Raw genomic sequence first — 19,494 nt, forward strand, 5'->3', positions numbered from 1 at the left:
CAACAAGGCCGCATCCTTATTGCGCTTGCCCCACACCTGGCAGAGAGGGCTTCAAGAAATTTGCATCGTCGCCCCTGGTAAGCGAGATGCCAGAGGCGGCGAAGATTTTTTCTGCAACGCTCTTGCGCACGACGTCAGACCTTTGTTATGATTCGCGTCCGCTTCGCAGCAAGCTGTGTCGCTGATGAAAACTGCAACGAAATCAAGTAGTTGAGTTGACAACAGCAAACACAAAATCTGCGGTGAAGCAAAGAAGGGGTTGACGAAGATCGCGAAACACTGCATAATCTCACTTCTCTGCTGCTGACGAACAAAACGATTCGCGACAAAGCAGCAAGGCAGTACCGCCCTCGGCGGGAGCCAAAGTTCTTTAACAATTAACAGTCGATAAGTGTGGGCGTTTGATGAAGGTGCCAGCTGACTAGTTCAGCTGATTACTTAAATTATCAAATGTTCACAAAAGTATTAAGCGTTGTCTCAGCAATGAGATAACGGTCAGTATCTTGAGTGAGCGACTCCGCTAGCAATAGCGGATGACACGAAAGTGTCAACAAACAGAGATTGAACTGAAGAGTTTGATCCTGGCTCAGATTGAACGCTGGCGGCATGCTTTACACATGCAAGTCGAACGGCAGCACGGGCTTCGGCCTGGTGGCGAGTGGCGAACGGGTGAGTAATATATCGGAACGTACCCAAGAGTGGGGGATAACGTAGCGAAAGTTACGCTAATACCGCATACGATCTAAGGATGAAAGCAGGGGACCGCAAGGCCTTGTGCTCCTGGAGCGGCCGATATCTGATTAGCTAGTTGGTAGGGTAAAGGCCTACCAAGGCGACGATCAGTAGCTGGTCTGAGAGGACGACCAGCCACACTGGAACTGAGACACGGTCCAGACTCCTACGGGAGGCAGCAGTGGGGAATTTTGGACAATGGGCGCAAGCCTGATCCAGCAATGCCGCGTGAGTGAAGAAGGCCTTCGGGTTGTAAAGCTCTTTTGTCAGGGAAGAAACGGTAGAGGCTAATATCCTCTGCTAATGACGGTACCTGAAGAATAAGCACCGGCTAACTACGTGCCAGCAGCCGCGGTAATACGTAGGGTGCAAGCGTTAATCGGAATTACTGGGCGTAAAGCGTGCGCAGGCGGTTTTGTAAGTCTGTCGTGAAAGCCCCGGGCTCAACCTGGGAATTGCGATGGAGACTGCAAGGCTTGAATCTGGCAGAGGGGGGTAGAATTCCACGTGTAGCAGTGAAATGCGTAGAGATGTGGAGGAACACCGATGGCGAAGGCAGCCCCCTGGGTCAAGATTGACGCTCATGCACGAAAGCGTGGGGAGCAAACAGGATTAGATACCCTGGTAGTCCACGCCCTAAACGATGTCTACTAGTTGTCGGGTTTTAATTAACTTGGTAACGCAGCTAACGCGTGAAGTAGACCGCCTGGGGAGTACGGTCGCAAGATTAAAACTCAAAGGAATTGACGGGGACCCGCACAAGCGGTGGATGATGTGGATTAATTCGATGCAACGCGAAAAACCTTACCTACCCTTGACATGTCAGGAATCCTTGAGAGATCAGGGAGTGCCCGAAAGGGAACCTGAACACAGGTGCTGCATGGCTGTCGTCAGCTCGTGTCGTGAGATGTTGGGTTAAGTCCCGCAACGAGCGCAACCCTTGTCATTAGTTGCTACGCAAGAGCACTCTAATGAGACTGCCGGTGACAAACCGGAGGAAGGTGGGGATGACGTCAAGTCCTCATGGCCCTTATGGGTAGGGCTTCACACGTCATACAATGGTACATACAGAGGGCCGCCAACCCGCGAGGGGGAGCTAATCCCAGAAAGTGTATCGTAGTCCGGATCGCAGTCTGCAACTCGACTGCGTGAAGTTGGAATCGCTAGTAATCGCGGATCAGCATGCCGCGGTGAATACGTTCCCGGGTCTTGTACACACCGCCCGTCACACCATGGGAGCGGGTTTTACCAGAAGTAGGTAGCTTAACCGCAAGGGGGGCGCTTACCACGGTAGGATTCGTGACTGGGGTGAAGTCGTAACAAGGTAGCCGTATCGGAAGGTGCGGCTGGATCACCTCCTTTCTAGAGTAGCACCGGGAGCTAACGCTCCATCATCAAGCGTTCACACTTATCGACTGTCAATAAGAACTGTATTTAGCTGAAGCGGAAAGCTTGAGCTAAGTGTAGTTATTGTTCTTTAACAATCTGGAAGAAGTAAAGTTTTTTTAAGCGTGCAAACGCATCAGCAATGATGAGTGAGCACACTTAGGGTAGTAGTAAAAGTATCAACAAACATGCAACAAGCTGTACTCCTTGAACTATGACGCTCCCTGGTGCGAACCAGGGGCTAACGTTATAGGGACAAGCGAATAAGTGCACATGGTGGATGCCTTGGCGATTACAGGCGATGAAGGACGTAGTAGCTTGCGATAAGCTGCGGGGAGTGAGCAAACACACTTTGATCCGCAGATTTCCGAATGGGGAAACCCGGCCTTTTAGGTCATTGCATGCTGAATACATAGGCATGCAAAGCGAACGCGGCGAACTGAAACATCTAAGTAGCTGCAGGAAAAGAAATCAACCGAGATTCCCAAAGTAGTGGCGAGCGAAATGGGAAGAGCCTGTACGTGATAGTCGACTGGATAGTGGAACGGATTGGAAACTCCGGCCATAGAGGGTGATAGCCCCTTACACGAAATTCAGACGGTGGTACTAAGCGTACGACAAGTAGGGCGGGACACGAGAAATCCTGTCTGAACATGGGGGGACCATCCTCCAAGGCTAAATACTCGTAATCGACCGATAGTGAACCAGTACCGTGAGGGAAAGGCGAAAAGAACCCCGGGAGGGGAGTGAAATAGATCCTGAAACCGTGTGCATACAAACAGTCGGAGCGGACTTGTTCCGTGACGGCGTACCTTTTGTATAATGGGTCAGCGACTTACATTCAGTGGCGAGGTTAACCGAATAGGGGAGCCGTAGAGAAATCGAGTCCGAACAGGGCGACAGTCGCTGGGTGTAGACCCGAAACCAAGTGATCTACCCATGGCCAGGATGAAGGTGCGGTAACACGCCCTGGAGGTCCGAACCCACTAATGTTGAAAAATTAGGGGATGAGCTGTGGGTAGGGGTGAAAGGCTAAACAAACTTGGAAATAGCTGGTTCTCTCCGAAAACTATTTAGGTAGTGCCTCAAGTATCACCATCGGGGGTAGAGCACTGTTATGGCTAGGGGGTCATTGCGACTTACCAAACCATTGCAAACTCCGAATACCGATGAGTGCGAGCTTGGGAGACAGACGTCGGGTGCTAACGTCCGGCGTCAAGAGGGAAACAACCCAGACCGCCAGCTAAGGTCCCAAAGATTGGCTAAGTGGAAAACGAAGTGGGAAGGCTAAAACAGTCAGGATGTTGGCTTAGAAGCAGCCATCATTTAAAGAAAGCGTAATAGCTCACTGATCGAGTCGTCCTGCGCGGAAGATGTAACGGGGCTAAGCCAGTCACCGAAGCTGCGGATATCCTTTATTGGATATGGTAGGAGAGCGTTCTGTAAGCCTGCGAAGGTGTCTTGTAAAGGATGCTGGAGGTATCAGAAGTGCGAATGCTGACATGAGTAGCGATAATGCGGGTGAAAAGCCCGCACGCCGTAAGCCCAAGGTTTCCTGTTCAACGTTCATCGGAGCAGGGTGAGTCGGCCCCTAAGGCGAGGCAGAGATGCGTAGCTGATGGGAAGCAGGTTAATATTCCTGCACCGTCGTATGATGCGATGGGGGGACGGATCGCGGAAGGTTGTCTGACTGTTGGAATAGTCAGTTTCTGCTTCATAGAAGGCACTTAGGCAAATCCGGGTGCGTAATTCAAGGGAGTGGGACGAGCGGCCTTGTGCTGCGAAGCAATCGGAAGTGGTTCCAAGAAAAGCCTCTAAGCTTCAGTCATACGAGACCGTACCGCAAACCGACACAGGTGGGCGAGATGAGTATTCTAAGGCGCTTGAGAGAACTCGGGAGAAGGAACTCGGCAAATTGGTACCGTAACTTCGGGAAAAGGTACGCCCCGGTAGCTTGACCACTTTACTGTGGAAGGGCGAAAGGGTTGCAATAAACTGGTGGCTGCGACTGTTTAATAAAAACACAGCACTCTGCAAACACGAAAGTGGACGTATAGGGTGTGACGCCTGCCCGGTGCTGGAAGATTAAATGATGGGGTGCAAGCTCTTGATTGAAGTCCCAGTAAACGGCGGCCGTAACTATAACGGTCCTAAGGTAGCGAAATTCCTTGTCGGGTAAGTTCCGACCTGCACGAATGGCGTAACGATGGCCACACTGTCTCCTCCCGAGACTCAGCGAAGTTGAAATGTTTGTGATGATGCAATCTACCCGCGGCTAGACGGAAAGACCCCATGAACCTTTACTGTAGCTTTGCATTGGACTTTGAACCAATCTGTGTAGGATAGGTGGGAGGCTTTGAAGCGGGGACGCCAGTTCTCGTGGAGCCATCCTTGAAATACCACCCTGGTTTGTTTGAGGTTCTAACCTTGGTCCGTTATCCGGATCGGGGACAGTGCATGGTAGGCAGTTTGACTGGGGCGGTCTCCTCCTAAAGTGTAACGGAGGAGTTCGAAGGTACGCTAGGTACGGTCGGACATCGTGCTAATAGTGCAATGGCATAAGCGTGCTTAACTGCGAGACCGACAAGTCGAGCAGGTACGAAAGTAGGACATAGTGATCCGGTGGTTCTGTATGGAAGGGCCATCGCTCAACGGATAAAAGGTACTCTGGGGATAACAGGCTGATTCCTCCCAAGAGTTCATATCGACGGGGGAGTTTGGCACCTCGATGTCGGCTCATCACATCCTGGGGCTGTAGCCGGTCCCAAGGGTATGGCTGTTCGCCATTTAAAGTGGTACGTGAGCTGGGTTTAAAACGTCGTGAGACAGTTTGGTCCCTATCTGCCGTGGGCGTTGGAAATTTGAAGGGGGCTGCTCCTAGTACGAGAGGACCGGAGTGGACGAACCTCTGGTGTACCGGTTGTCACGCCAGTGGCATTGCCGGGTAGCTAAGTTCGGAAGAGATAACCGCTGAAAGCATCTAAGCGGGAAACTTGCCTTGAGATGAGATTTCCCGGAGCCTTGAGCTCCTTGAAGGGTCGTTCGAGACCAGGACGTTGATAGGCTGGGTGTGGAAGTGCAGTAATGCATTAAGCTAACCAGTACTAATTGCCCGTACGGCTTGTCCCTATAACCTTAGCAGGATATGGATTCAAGAATACAGCGCTGTTTGTTGATACAGCTGCTACCACTTACTTCTTCCAGATTCAGAGTAGCGTTACCCACAAGGGAAACGATGCTCGTACAAGTCATGCCTGATGACCATAGCAAGTCGGTCCCACCCCTTCCCATCCCGAACAGGACCGTGAAACGACTTTGCGCCGATGATAGTGCTGCAACCAGTGTGAAAGTAGGTTATCGTCAGGCTAGTTATAAGAGAAAAACCCGCTGATTGCGATCAGCGGGTTTTTTTTCGTCTTGAAAAAACCCCGCCGGGTCAGGTCCATACTGCGGACCCTCACCTCCGCGGGGTTTTTTTGCGTTTGGGCGGCTGTTTTTGCCCAGGGACTGCGGCAGAGCCGCCAACGCGCAACCGAATGTAACGCCCGTTGAAAGTCCGCGTCCCCGCACTACACTCCAATCAGATTGGCAGTTTCGGAGGCGAACATGGACACGCAACTCGACGGGCACGCAGGCGTACAGGCAAGCAACCGGATGAAGCGACATGGATTACGGCGCTCTCTTGCCGCACTGCTGCTTGCTGGTGGACTGGGAGGCTGCGTGTATGCGCCGCCGTATGGCGCTTACGATCCCTATTATCCCGGCTACAGCTACCCTGCCTACGTCGGGCCGCCTGTCTCCGTCGGCCTCGGCTTCGGATATGTCGAGCACCGCCACAGCTATCACGGCGGTGGCTACGGTCATGGCCGGCACCATGGGTATGGCCGAGGCCACGGTTGGGGAAGACGCTAGGTCGTCCGGCCAAATTGGCAACGAGGGACGGCGGTTCGATGGCACGCAGGAATAGGCGGCGTATCGAACCGCGCCCAAGCCTTGGTGCGCCTGACAAGCCTCCATCGCTGTGTTGCACCCGCTCGCCGTACGGGCGCACTGTCTTCCGGTTCGCCGATGCGACGGCTGCGTCGGGTGGCCGCATCCCTTGCTATGAAGGTTTTGTCAGGCGTTCTTATTTAGCGATCAGCACCAGCGTCCCGCGCCCGCACACGCCATAACCGGCATTTTCGCCGCCTACCAGGACCTCCGTTCCCGGCGCCTGCACTTGGGAGGCGCCTTCCGCCCAGTTGCAGGTATCGGTCACGCGGTACCAGTTTTTGCCGGTGCCCGGCCATGGCAGCGTGAAATTCACCTGGGCGCTCCAGGCATTGTGGGCCACATAAATGCTCGAGGCAGGATCGCCGAACTCGGTGCCATCGATGCGCCAGGCAATCGCATGATTGGCTGAGTTATTGAAATAGGTGGCATCGGCGACACCGCCGTCCGGCCTGAACCAGCGCAGCTGCTCCATGATGTTGCCGTTGTTATCGGCGCTCGAATAGAAGTCCGCCGGACGTAGGGCTGGATGCGCTTTGCGGAAGGCGATTATCGCCCTGGTGAAGGCCTGGAAGTTCGCCTGGTCCGTGGTGCGACTCCAGTTCAGCCAGTTGGCGGAGGAATCCAGGTTATACGGATTGTTGTTGCAGTTCAGGCTGCGTAAAGCCTCGTCGCCGCCGACCATCATCGGCACGCCGGCCGACAGCATCATCAGCGCCATGCCGTTACGCGCAGCCTTTCTCTGGTCGGCAGCAATGCCTCCCTGGTCCCAGCTGTTGTTATTGTCCTCACCACCATCGCTCGGCCCATACGGCCAAGCCTGGTTATTGTTCTTGCTGTTGCAGCTATACAGGTCTTTCAGGGTGAAGCCGTCATGCGCGGTAATGAAGTTCACCGAATGCCAGGGCTTGCGGCCATCGTCTCCATATAAGTCGCTGGAGCCGGCAAAGCGCGTCGCCATTTGTCCGGTTGTCGTCGCCACCGTGCCGAGCTTGTTCTGTGCCGTGCGCACGACGTCGCGGTAGGCGCCGTTCCATTCGGCCCAGCCGCTGGGGAAGCCGCCCACTTGATAGGAATTGCCGCCGATCGCCCAGGGCTCGGCGATCAGATCGACGCCACTGCCGCCGGCCGCGGGCCGCGGCGGCAGTTCGGCGACGATGCGGTTCAGCGCGTTACCCGCATCCATTTTGTCGAAGTTAAAACAGCCGTGCTGGCAGCTGTTGCCCAGGACCGAAGCGAGATCGAAGCGATAGCCGTCCACGCCCAGCTTGTCGCGCCAGTAGGCGAGCGAATCGACAATCAGGTTCTGGGCGATCGGGTTGCGCGTATTGTAGTTGCCGCCTACGCCAGTGTTGTCCCAGGAATTCTGCAAATCCGACGTCAGGCTGTAATAAGTGGGGTTGTCGAGGCCACGCATGCCGTACAGGTTATAGGTGGTCTTGTCGGCGCTGTTCCACGCCCCGCCTTCGCCCGTGTGGTTATAGACGACGTCGATCAGCACCTTGATGCCCTTGTCGTGGAACGCTTTCACCATTTCCTTGAACTCGCGCGTCGGCCCGCCCGGGCTTTTGTCGTAGGCATAACGTCGATCGGGCGCGAAATAGGCCAGGGTCATGTAGCCCCAGTAGTTGTCGCCTTGCGTTGTAGTCGGGACATTGTCGTTGGTATCGTTCTGCGTCTCCTGTACCGGCAGGAACTCGATCGCCGTCACGCCCAGGCTGGCAAGCGCGGCCGCCTTCAAGGCGGCGCCCTTGTAGGTGCCGCGGTAGGCTGCCGTGATCGAGGTGTCGTTCATGGTCAAGCCGCGCACATGGGCTTCGTACACGACGTCGTCCTTCAGCGCGCGCGTTGGCTTGGTGCCGATCGACTGGCTGTCGCCGGCGAGCACGATGCCTTTTGGCGCCGAGGAACCGCTGTCGATGTTCCGGTAGGTAGGGCCGCTGGCGTAGATCGTGCCGTTGCTCATGGTCGACGTGGTCGGGTCATGGCTCAGCTCAAGCGCATAGGGGTCGGTCAGCAGTTTATTAGGATTGAAGCGGTTGCCGGCGGCGTCGACATCGCTGATGAAGCCAAGCCCGGAACCCTTGGTCCAGCTGCTGTGATACGGCCAGTTCGGTCCCCAGGCGCGGTAGCCATAATAGAGCGTGCCGCCCAGCCCCTGGCCGCCCAGGGTCGCGGTCGGGATCGTCACGCTCCAGACGCCGCCCGTATTGGTCATCAGGTAGCGCGCCTTTTCGGCGCTGCCGGTGGCAGTGCTGTACAGGTAAAGCTCGATCCGGGTGGCTTTGCTCGAGTGCACCTTGAAGGTGACATTCGCCTTGGTGGCGTCGTAGGCGGCGCCGAGCTTGTTGGGGTTGATTGCCGCCCAGGCCGGCGTGGCAAGCAGAGCGCCCGTGATCAGGGCGGATAGCAGGGTGCGGTGCAGCTTCATCATCGTGTCTCCGTATTGTGTGTTATCGCATCGTTTAGCCGGAGACTGGCCTGCCGCGGCGAGCCAACATGGAGTCTCCTGACTGCCTCTCAGGCGGACATGTACTTTCGCTACCTCTACTGGGCCGCTCATCAATACATCAAGGCGACGCTACTCCCGTGCTCATTCCAAGTCAATCGTGTTCAGGTAGTTTTGCTACGCGCGATCTGGCGCTAATGGTCGGTGCTGCGGTCGCGGACGAATCTGGGGCACAATGTCTTGTAATGTTGCCATTCCAATAAACAGGACGAGCATGAACGAACAGCTTGCACGGCGCGTCGTACTGGTACGGGCGATCGAAACGGCCGATACGCAGCATCAGGTCTTGAGTGAAGACGATCGAAAATATGCCAGCCGCAGCGCGCGCGAGCTGGCGGCCTGGCAGGCGGCGGACAGCAAAAGCGCCGTCACGCAGGAGCATTTCCTGGGCCAGCGCGCCGAGCAAATCCTCAAGCGCCTGGCCGAGCGCACGCCTGCATTCGGCGCTTTTCAGAAACGCGGCCTGGGCATGCCGGGCGTGTGGGCTGCCTTACCCTTGCTGGCTTTGCTCGCCGGTGCGCTGCTCGACCGCATCGCCGACCCGCACCGAGTCGACCTGCTGTCGGCGCCGCTCATCGGTATCGTGGCCTGGAATCTCCTTGTCTACCTGTCCCTGTTGGTGTGGGCTCTGGTTCCCCGCCGCAAGACGGGGCCTGCGGGTGGCGGTCTCTTGCGCCGCCTGAGTGTGGGCAAGCCGGCCGTGCCGCGCAAGCTGCCCTCGGCCCTGTCCACCGGCGTTGCCAACTTCATGGGCGAGTGGGCACTCCTCAGCGAGCCGCTCACCCGCGCGCGGCTGTCGCGCACGGTGCACCTGGCGGCTGCCGCATTCGCCCTCGGCGCTGTGTTGTCCCTGTATGCGCGTGGCCTGCTGACCCAATATATTGCCGGCTGGGAGAGCACCTTCCTCGACGCGAACCAGGTACACACGCTGCTGTCCTGGCTGTTCGCGCCGGCGCTGTTCGTGTTCCGGCAATTGCAAGGTTTTTCGCTGGCAGACATCGAGGCGCTGCGCTTCACGGCCAACACGCCGCCCGGCGGTGGCGAGCGCTGGGTACACCTGTACGGGGCGACGATCCTGCTGCTGGTGGTGCTGCCGCGCCCGGTATTGGCCGCCATTGCCGCCATGCGCGCGGCGCGCCTGAAGCGGCGTTTCCCGCTGGAGCTCGAGCACCCGTATTTCCGCAAGCTGGCCGACAGCATCGGCGCCGGTACGCCCGCCGTCCTGCGCGTGCTGCCGTACAGCTTCACGCTGGACGAGGCGCGCGACCGCGGCCTCTGGACCGTGGCGGCGATGGCCCTCGGCGCCCAGGCGCGGGTGCTGCTGCGCCCGACCGTGCCCTATGGCGAGGAACCGAAGGAGGCGCTGCGCGAGAACGGCTTCGACGAAGCCGGCGTCACCGTCACCGCCGCCCTGTTCAGCCTGTCTGCCACGCCGGAGAAGGAAAACCACGGCGCCTTCCTCGACCATCTCGTACGTTCCAGCCGCCGCGGCGTGGCCGTACTGCTCGACGAATCAGGCCTGCTCGAGCGCGGTGCCGGCCAAGCCGGTCTGGAAGCGCGCCTTGCCGAGCGCATTGCCCTGTGGCGCCAGTTCTGCAGTTTCCATGGCACCGCAGCCACGATCGTGAACCTGCTCGACCCGGCGAAACGGCCGATCGAACTGGGCGCGGGACTGGCCCTGCCGGAGCTGCGCTGATGGACGCCCCGGTCAAGATCCAGTTTGCGCTGGTATCGCATACGAACAACGGCAAGACCACGCTCGCGCGCACGCTGGTGGGCGCGGACGTAGGCGAAGTGCGCGACGCGGCCCACGTCACCACCTTCGCTGAAGCCCATCCGCTGCAGACGAGCGCGGCCGGCGACACCCTGTTGCTGTGGGACACGCCCGGCTTTGGCGACTCGGTACGCCTGCTGAAACGCCTGGCCCTCGCCGGCAACCCGATCGGCTGGTTCTTGCGTGAAGTGTTCGACCGCTACCGCGACCGTCCGTTCTGGCTCAGCCAGCAGGCTTTGCGCGCGGCCAAGGAAGAAGCCGATATCGTGCTGTATCTCGTCAATTCCTCCGAGGCGCCGGGCGACGCCGGTTACCTGCCGGCGGAGATGAACATTCTCGAATGGCTGGGCAAACCGGTGGTGGTGCTGCTCAACCAGCTAGGCCCGCCCCGGCCCGGCGCCGTGGAAAGTGCCGAGCAGCAGGAGTGGAAGTCGCACCTGGCGCGTTTTCCCGTCGTGCGCGAGGTGCTGGCACTGGACGCCTTCGCCCGCTGCTGGGTGCACGAACATGTATTTTACGAAACGGTCGCGCCGCTGCTCGACCCCGCCAAGCAGCCGGGCTACGCACGCCTGCGGGCGGCCTGGGACAGCCACAACCGGCAACGCTATGCCAGCGCGCTGCGCATGACGGCCGAGCAGGTGACGAATGCGGCGCGCGACAGCGAAGCCGTTCTGGAGGAGGGCGGCGGCCTGTTGCGCGGTGCCATGAAGGCGGTCGGACTGGGGCGCGACCAGCAGAAACGCCGGGAGGCGGCGATGGCGGCGCTGGTCGAGCGGCTCAATGGCGAGATCGGCAAGACAACGATGCGCATGCTGGTGCTGCACAAGATCGATCCGGGCGAGGCGACCAAGGTCAATGCGCGCGTGCGCGAGAATTTCGCGATCAAGGCGCCGATCGACAGGGCACAGGCGGGCTTGCTCGGTGCCGTGGTGTCGGGCGCGGCAACGGGCTTGTCGGCCGATTTGATGGCTGGCGGTCTGACCCCGGGTGGCGGGGCGCTGCTGGGGGGCGCTTGTCGGTGGACTCACCGCGGCCGGTGCCGCCCGGGGTTTCAACGGGGCAAGGACCGCGACAAGCCGAGCGTGCAGTTCGCCGACGCTTTCCTGCAGACCTTGCTCGTGGGCGCGGTGCTGCGCTACCTGGCCGTTGCCCACTTCGGCCGTGGGCGCGGCAATTATGTAGAGGGCGAGGCGCCGCCCTTCTGGCAGGCGGAAGTGGAGGCCGTGCTGGCCGCGCAAGGGGCTGACTTGCCGGCACTCTGGCGCGATGCGCGCTGCCACCGACAGCGAAGCGGCGTTGGCGCCGGTCCGTGAGCTCGTCAGCCGCGTCACCGACGCGACGCTGGCGCGGCTGTATCCGGACGCTGCGCCGCAGCTGGGCTTGCTGGCTGCGGCGAAAGATGTGGCTGGGACAATGCCGCCGTCTAGCGAAATCCGTACTGCGCGCTGAAGCCGACCACCCAATTGCGACCTGGCGCCGGTTCGTAGAAGCGGCGATTGCTGTCACCGACGATGACGGAACCGACATAGTCGCGGTCGAACAGGTTGTTCAGGCGCGCAAATTCCTTGAAACGCCATTGCCCTGACTGCTGGTGCGCCTGCAGGCGCAAGTTCACGATGCCATAACCCGGCGCCGGCACCGCCGTGTTGGCATCGTCCGGGTGCACCTTGCTGCTGGCCAGCGCTTCCAGTGCCGCCTTGAATCGTCCGTCGGCAGTGGCCCAGCCGAGTTCGCCATACAGGTTGGCGCGCGGCACGCCGGGCAGGCGGTTCCCGGCCGGGATGCTGCCGAAGCCCTCTTCGTATACCGCGCGCAGCAGATTCGCTGCAATCCGCGTGTGCAGACCGTGCGCCATCTGGCTATCGAACGACAGCTCCATACCGCGGCGCAGTGTGGCACCGGCATTGCGATAACTGGTGCGGCCGCCGCTTGCGGCATCTACCACGAGCTCATCCGTCGTACGCACCTGGAACAGGGCAAGGTCAAGGCGCGCATCCTTGCCCAGCATGAGCTTGGCACCGGTCTCCAAGTGGGTGCTGCGGCTTGGACGCAGGCGGAAATTGAAGCCGCCGCCGTTGCCGGAATAGAACAGCTCGTTCAGCGTCGGCGTCTCGAACCCGCGTGCGGCGCTGGCGTACCAGTTCAGGCCTGGCGTCACTTTATACAGGATCCCAAGCACTGGGGCGGTGCCGCTATAGTCGACATGTCCGCTGTCGTTGCCGTTGTCGAGGAAACGGTCGCTTACGTCGACCTTCAGCGAACTGCGGCGCAGCCCAGCAGTAAGTACCCACTTATCCGTCGTCCATTCCGCTTGCAGATAGGGGTCAAGGCTGGACAGGCTGTTCTGCTCGTCCCGGCGCAGGCGCCCGCGCAGCCCGAATTGATTGCCGATGAAATTTTCGAAACCCTGGCGGTCATCGTCCGAGCTGGCGTATTCAAAACCGACGGTGGTGCGCAATGTGCCGCCGGCAAGCGGGCGTACATCGCGCCAGTTGAGGTCGATACCGTGGAAGCGGCGGTCGAAGTCGACCACGCCGCCGGAATGGCTGCCTGCTTGCTGGAAGGCGCGCGAGAACGCCTGGTACTGGATCACCTGGCGGTTGCCGCCATAGGCCGTGACCTGGAGCCGGTTGGCGCCGAAGCGCTGTTGCCATTGCAGGCCGATCTGCTGGTGATCGATACTTTTGCGCGTGTCGTAGCGCTCGGCGAAGCTGCGTTGCGGCGACTGCGGGTCGCTCGTATCGATTTCGCCGGCACGCGGATCGCGAACATAGGTGCTCCAGCTGATGCCGAGCGGATCTTGCGTGTCGCGCTGGTGCAGTGCGTTGGCGACGATCGTCAGCTTGCCATCCCCGGAGTTAGGCATCGTCAGCTTGGCATAACCCTGTTCGCGGGTCGCGGCGCTATGTGCGCGGTAACCATCCGTCTGGAAGCGCGACGCGTCGAGCAGGTAGCCGACATGGCCGGCCTGCCCGCCCGCATTGATATCGACCTTGCGCATGCCGTCGCTGCCGGCGCTGGCGCTGAACTCCAGCTCCGGCGCCTGCCCCGGTTCGCGTGTAAATAACTGGAGTACACCACCGGAATGGTTGCCATACAGGGCGGAGAAGGGGCCACGCAGTATCTCGATGCGCTCGGCCATGTCCAGGTTAAAGGTTGCAGCTTGCCCCTGGCCGTCCGGCATCGTCGCGGGAATGCCGTCGGTAATCAGGCGCACGCCGCGCACGCCGAAAGCCGAGCGCGCACCAAAGCCGCGCGAGGAGATCTGCAAGTCCTGCGCATAGTTCTGGCGGTTCTGCACCACGACGCCGGGAACGGCGGCCAAGGCTTCAGACAGGTTCACGCGCGGCTGGGCGGCACCGATCCGGTCCGCACTGATCACGTCGATTGCCGCGGGGAGGTCGACACTCGCCTGCTCCGAGCGGCTGCCGGTGACGACCACGACCTGCGCTGGCGGTAGCGGAGCGTTTGCCGGCTGGGCCGCACCGAGTGCCGGCAGGGCAGCGAGCGTAGCCGGGAGCAGTCGTAAGCGGAAGAGGAAAGAGGGCATCGTCGTCGCGCCATTGTTGATCAGGCGACAATGATAGTCCTGCCCTCGATTTCGCGTTGCAGGTACGATTTCGCAGTGCACAAAAAAGTTCGTGCCGCCCTCTTGCAGAGCATCAGCGAACTTTGCTATGATTCGCCTCCGCTTCGGCGCTGCAGGAAAAGCCTAAAGGAATCAGCTAGTTAAGCTGACAACTTCGAGAGCTTGGACAGCGAGCTGAAGAAAAAAAGAAGTTGACGAGAATCAGAAATTGCTTCATACTCTTCTTCCTCTGCTGCTGACGAACAAAACGATTCGCAACAAAGCAGCAAGGCAGTACCGAATAAAGTTCTTTAACAATTAACAGTCGATAAGTGTGGGCGTTTGATGAAGGTGCCAGCTGGCTAGTTCAGCTGATTACTTAAATTATCAAATGTTCACAAAAGTATTAAGCGTTGTCTCAGCAATGAGATAACGGTCAGTATCTTGAGTGAGCGACTCCGCTAGCAATAGCGGATGACACGAAAGTGTCAACAAACAGAGATTGAACTGAAGAGTTTGATCCTGGCTCAGATTGAACGCTGGCGGCATGCTTTACACATGCAAGTCGAACGGCAGCACGGGCTTCGGCCTGGTGGCGAGTGGCGAACGGGTGAGTAATATATCGGAACGTACCCAAGAGTGGGGGATAACGTAGCGAAAGTTACGCTAATACCGCATACGATCTAAGGATGAAAGCAGGGGACCGCAAGGCCTTGTGCTCCTGGAGCGGCCGATATCTGATTAGCTAGTTGGTAGGGTAAAGGCCTACCAAGGCGACGATCAGTAGCTGGTCTGAGAGGACGACCAGCCACACTGGAACTGAGACACGGTCCAGACTCCTACGGGAGGCAGCAGTGGGGAATTTTGGACAATGGGCGCAAGCCTGATCCAGCAATGCCGCGTGAGTGAAGAAGGCCTTCGGGTTGTAAAGCTCTTTTGTCAGGGAAGAAACGGTAGAGGCTAATATCCTCTGCTAATGACGGTACCTGAAGAATAAGCACCGGCTAACTACGTGCCAGCAGCCGCGGTAATACGTAGGGTGCAAGCGTTAATCGGAATTACTGGGCGTAAAGCGTGCGCAGGCGGTTTTGTAAGTCTGTCGTGAAAGCCCCGGGCTCAACCTGGGAATTGCGATGGAGACTGCAAGGCTTGAATCTGGCAGAGGGGGGTAGAATTCCACGTGTAGCAGTGAAATGCGTAGAGATGTGGAGGAACACCGATGGCGAAGGCAGCCCCCTGGGTCAAGATTGACGCTCATGCACGAAAGCGTGGGGAGCAAACAGGATTAGATACCCTGGTAGTCCACGCCCTAAACGATGTCTACTAGTTGTCGGGTTTTAATTAACTTGGTAACGCAGCTAACGCGTGAAGTAGACCGCCTGGGGAGTACGGTCGCAAGATTAAAACTCAAAGGAATTGACGGGGACCCGCACAAGCGGTGGATGATGTGGATTAATTCGATGCAACGCGAAAAACCTTACCTACCCTTGACATGTCAGGAATCCTTGAGAGATCAGGGAGTGCCCGAAAGGGAACCTGAACACAGGTGCTGCATGGCTGTCGTCAGCTCGTGTCGTGAGATGTTGGGTTAAGTCCCGCAACGAGCGCAACCCTTGTCATTAGTTGCTACGCAAGAGCACTCTAATGAGACTGCCGGTGACAAACCGGAGGAAGGTGGGGATGACGTCAAGTCCTCATGGCCCTTATGGGTAGGGCTTCACACGTCATACAATGGTACATACAGAGGGCCGCCAACCCGCGAGGGGGAGCTAATCCCAGAAAGTGTATCGTAGTCCGGATCGCAGTCTGCAACTCGACTGCGTGAAGTTGGAATCGCTAGTAATCGCGGATCAGCATGCCGCGGTGAATACGTTCCCGGGTCTTGTACACACCGCCCGTCACACCATGGGAGCGGGTTTTACCAGAAGTAGGTAGCTTAACCGCAAGGGGGGCGCTTACCACGGTAGGATTCGTGACTGGGGTGAAGTCGTAACAAGGTAGCCGTATCGGAAGGTGCGGCTGGATCACCTCCTTTCTAGAGTAGCACCGGGAGCTAACGCTCCATCACCAAGCGTCCGCACTTATCGACTGTTGAACAAGAAGAACACAGTTTCGGGGCTGTAGCTCAGCTGGTTAGAGCACCGTGTTGATAACGCGGGGGTCGTTGGTTCGAGTCCAACCAGCCCTACCAAGTTATTGGAAGTATCCGATAAGGGGGATTAGCTCAGCTGGGAGAGCACCTGCTTTGCAAGCAGGGGGTCGTCGGTTCGATCCCGTCATCCTCCACCATCACTTGGTAGTATCGAAGAGCCTGAAAGTACAAACGTAAGCAAGTCGTTGAAGACTGCCGCTTAGGTTTGGTCTTTTAGAGATCACTGTTGTTCTGTTCTTTAACAATCTGGAAGAAGTAAAGTTTTTTTAAGCGTGCAAACGCATCAGCAATGATGAGTGAGCACACTTAGGGTAGTAGTAAAAGTATCAACAAACATGCAACAAGCTGTACTCCTTGAACTATGACGCTCCCTGGTGCGAACCAGGGGCTAACGTTATAGGGACAAGCGAATAAGTGCACATGGTGGATGCCTTGGCGATTACAGGCGATGAAGGACGTAGTAGCTTGCGATAAGCTGCGGGGAGTGAGCAAACACACTTTGATCCGCAGATTTCCGAATGGGGAAACCCGGCCTTTTAGGTCATTGCATGCTGAATACATAGGCATGCAAAGCGAACGCGGCGAACTGAAACATCTAAGTAGCTGCAGGAAAAGAAATCAACCGAGATTCCCAAAGTAGTGGCGAGCGAAATGGGAAGAGCCTGTACGTGATAGTCGACTGGATAGTGGAACGGATTGGAAACTCCGGCCATAGAGGGTGATAGCCCCTTACACGAAATTCAGACGGTGGTACTAAGCGTACGACAAGTAGGGCGGGACACGAGAAATCCTGTCTGAACATGGGGGGACCATCCTCCAAGGCTAAATACTCGTAATCGACCGATAGTGAACCAGTACCGTGAGGGAAAGGCGAAAAGAACCCCGGGAGGGGAGTGAAATAGATCCTGAAACCGTGTGCATACAAACAGTCGGAGCGGACTTGTTCCGTGACGGCGTACCTTTTGTATAATGGGTCAGCGACTTACATTCAGTGGCGAGGTTAACCGAATAGGGGAGCCGTAGAGAAATCGAGTCCGAACAGGGCGACAGTCGCTGGGTGTAGACCCGAAACCAAGTGATCTACCCATGGCCAGGATGAAGGTGCGGTAACACGCCCTGGAGGTCCGAACCCACTAATGTTGAAAAATTAGGGGATGAGCTGTGGGTAGGGGTGAAAGGCTAAACAAACTTGGAAATAGCTGGTTCTCTCCGAAAACTATTTAGGTAGTGCCTCAAGTATCACCATCGGGGGTAGAGCACTGTTATGGCTAGGGGGTCATTGCGACTTACCAAACCATTGCAAACTCCGAATACCGATGAGTGCGAGCTTGGGAGACAGACGTCGGGTGCTAACGTCCGGCGTCAAGAGGGAAACAACCCAGACCGCCAGCTAAGGTCCCAAAGATTGGCTAAGTGGAAAACGAAGTGGGAAGGCTAAAACAGTCAGGATGTTGGCTTAGAAGCAGCCATCATTTAAAGAAAGCGTAATAGCTCACTGATCGAGTCGTCCTGCGCGGAAGATGTAACGGGGCTAAGCCAGTCACCGAAGCTGCGGATATCCTTTATTGGATATGGTAGGAGAGCGTTCTGTAAGCCTGCGAAGGTGTCTTGTAAAGGATGCTGGAGGTATCAGAAGTGCGAATGCTGACATGAGTAGCGATAATGCGGGTGAAAAGCCCGCACGCCGTAAGCCCAAGGTTTCCTGTTCAACGTTCATCGGAGCAGGGTGAGTCGGCCCCTAAGGCGAGGCAGAGATGCGTAGCTGATGGGAAGCAGGTTAATATTCCTGCACCGTCGTATGATGCGATGGGGGGACGGATCGCGGAAGGTTGTCTGACTGTTGGAATAGTCAGTTTCTGCTTCATAGAAGGCACTTAGGCAAATCCGGGTGCGTAATTCAAGGGAGTGGGACGAGCGGCCTTGTGCTGCGAAGCAATCGGAAGTGGTTCCAAGAAAAGCCTCTAAGCTTCAGTCATACGAGACCGTACCGCAAACCGACACAGGTGGGCGAGATGAGTATTCTAAGGCGCTTGAGAGAACTCGGGAGAAGGAACTCGGCAAATTGGTACCGTAACTTCGGGAAAAGGTACGCCCCGGTAGCTTGACCACTTTACTGTGGAAGGGCGAAAGGGTTGCAATAAACTGGTGGCTGCGACTGTTTAATAAAAACACAGCACTCTGCAAACACGAAAGTGGACGTATAGGGTGTGACGCCTGCCCGGTGCTGGAAGATTAAATGATGGGGTGCAAGCTCTTGATTGAAGTCCCAGTAAACGGCGGCCGTAACTATAACGGTCCTAAGGTAGCGAAATTCCTTGTCGGGTAAGTTCCGACCTGCACGAATGGCGTAACGATGGCCACACTGTCTCCTCCCGAGACTCAGCGAAGTTGAAATGTTTGTGATGATGCAATCTACCCGCGGCTAGACGGAAAGACCCCATGAACCTTTACTGTAGCTTTGCATTGGACTTTGAACCAATCTGTGTAGGATAGGTGGGAGGCTTTGAAGCGGGGACGCCAGTTCTCGTGGAGCCATCCTTGAAATACCACCCTGGTTTGTTTGAGGTTCTAACCTTGGTCCGTTATCCGGATCGGGGACAGTGCATGGTAGGCAGTTTGACTGGGGCGGTCTCCTCCTAAAGTGTAACGGAGGAGTTCGAAGGTACGCTAGGTACGGTCGGACATCGTGCTAATAGTGCAATGGCATAAGCGTGCTTAACTGCGAGACCGACAAGTCGAGCAGGTACGAAAGTAGGACATAGTGATCCGGTGGTTCTGTATGGAAGGGCCATCGCTCAACGGATAAAAGGTACTCTGGGGATAACAGGCTGATTCCTCCCAAGAGTTCATATCGACGGGGGAGTTTGGCACCTCGATGTCGGCTCATCACATCCTGGGGCTGTAGCCGGTCCCAAGGGTATGGCTGTTCGCCATTTAAAGTGGTACGTGAGCTGGGTTTAAAACGTCGTGAGACAGTTTGGTCCCTATCTGCCGTGGGCGTTGGAAATTTGAAGGGGGCTGCTCCTAGTACGAGAGGACCGGAGTGGACGAACCTCTGGTGTACCGGTTGTCACGCCAGTGGCATTGCCGGGTAGCTAAGTTCGGAAGAGATAACCGCTGAAAGCATCTAAGCGGGAAACTTGCCTTGAGATGAGATTTCCCGGAGCCTTGAGCTCCTTGAAGGGTCGTTCGAGACCAGGACGTTGATAGGCTGGGTGTGGAAGTGCAGTAATGCATTAAGCTAACCAGTACTAATTGCCCGTACGGCTTGTCCCTATAACCTTAGCAGGATATAGATTCAAGAAATACAGCGCTGTTTGTTGATACAGCTGCTACCACTTACTTCTTCCAGATTCAGAGCAGCGTTGCCGATTGCGGAAACG

5 protein-coding genes, 2 tRNA genes and 5 rRNA genes are annotated in these 19,494 nt (G+C 57.2%); 10 read left to right on the plus strand and 2 right to left on the minus strand.

The features are described from left to right. Positions 1 to 563: 563 nt before the first annotated feature. The 4 genes from G4G31_RS05400 (at position 564) to G4G31_RS05415 (ending at position 6,030) form a co-directional block, all read left to right on the plus strand. A 16S ribosomal RNA gene (locus G4G31_RS05400) occupies positions 564 to 2,094 on the plus strand. A gap of 277 nt (positions 2,095 to 2,371) precedes the next feature. Beyond that, a 23S ribosomal RNA gene (locus G4G31_RS05405) occupies positions 2,372 to 5,247 on the plus strand. A 124-nt stretch (positions 5,248 to 5,371) separates the two neighbouring features. After that, positions 5,372 to 5,484: ribosomal RNA gene (gene rrf, locus G4G31_RS05410) — 5S ribosomal RNA — on the plus strand. The 16S, 23S and 5S rRNA genes sit together here, the layout of an rRNA operon. A 240-nt stretch (positions 5,485 to 5,724) precedes the next feature. Then, positions 5,725 to 6,030, plus strand: coding sequence for a hypothetical protein (locus G4G31_RS05415; protein WP_229425391.1), 306 nt, complete (start codon positions 5,725 to 5,727; stop codon positions 6,028 to 6,030). A 214-nt stretch (positions 6,031 to 6,244) separates the two neighbouring features. On the opposite strand, the gene G4G31_RS05420 is transcribed toward G4G31_RS05415, so the two are convergent. Further along, entirely contained in the window at positions 6,245 to 8,542 is a 2,298-nt protein-coding gene (locus G4G31_RS05420) for an isoamylase (RefSeq protein WP_229425392.1), read from the minus strand. 289 nt (positions 8,543 to 8,831) lie between these two features. Here G4G31_RS05420 and G4G31_RS05425 point away from each other — a divergent pair, with 289 nt between their 5' ends. Next, positions 8,832 to 10,313 (plus strand): DUF2868 domain-containing protein, encoded by a 1,482-nt coding sequence (locus tag G4G31_RS05425; RefSeq protein WP_182990606.1) that lies wholly within the window; start codon positions 8,832 to 8,834, stop codon positions 10,311 to 10,313. Next, entirely contained in the window at positions 10,313 to 11,704 is a 1,392-nt protein-coding gene (locus G4G31_RS05430; protein WP_229425393.1) for a DUF3482 domain-containing protein, read from the plus strand. The genes G4G31_RS05425 and G4G31_RS05430 overlap by 1 nt, the downstream gene beginning before the upstream one ends. A 110-nt stretch (positions 11,705 to 11,814) precedes the next feature. On the opposite strand, the gene G4G31_RS05435 is transcribed toward G4G31_RS05430, so the two are convergent. Continuing rightward, positions 11,815 to 13,941, minus strand: a complete 2,127-nt coding sequence (locus tag G4G31_RS05435; RefSeq protein WP_182990607.1) for a TonB-dependent receptor — start codon at positions 13,939 to 13,941, stop codon at positions 11,815 to 11,817. A 522-nt stretch (positions 13,942 to 14,463) separates the two neighbouring features. Between G4G31_RS05435 and G4G31_RS05440 the strand changes: the two genes are divergently transcribed. The 4 genes from G4G31_RS05440 to G4G31_RS05455 all read left to right on the plus strand — a co-directional run bounded on the left by G4G31_RS05440 (position 14,464) and on the right by G4G31_RS05455 (position 19,387). Then, positions 14,464 to 15,994, plus strand: a 16S ribosomal RNA gene (locus tag G4G31_RS05440). Between the two features lie 79 nt (positions 15,995 to 16,073). Further along, positions 16,074 to 16,150: transfer RNA gene (locus G4G31_RS05445), tRNA-Ile, on the plus strand. 22 nt (positions 16,151 to 16,172) lie between these two features. Beyond that, positions 16,173 to 16,248: transfer RNA gene (locus G4G31_RS05450), tRNA-Ala, on the plus strand. A 263-nt stretch (positions 16,249 to 16,511) separates the two neighbouring features. Further along, positions 16,512 to 19,387, plus strand: a 23S ribosomal RNA gene (locus tag G4G31_RS05455). The last annotated feature ends 107 nt before the right edge of the window (positions 19,388 to 19,494 follow it).

The sequence above is a fragment of the Massilia sp. Se16.2.3 genome (assembly GCF_014171595.1).
In the GTDB taxonomy this organism is placed as follows: Bacteria; Pseudomonadota; Gammaproteobacteria; order Burkholderiales; family Burkholderiaceae_D; genus Telluria.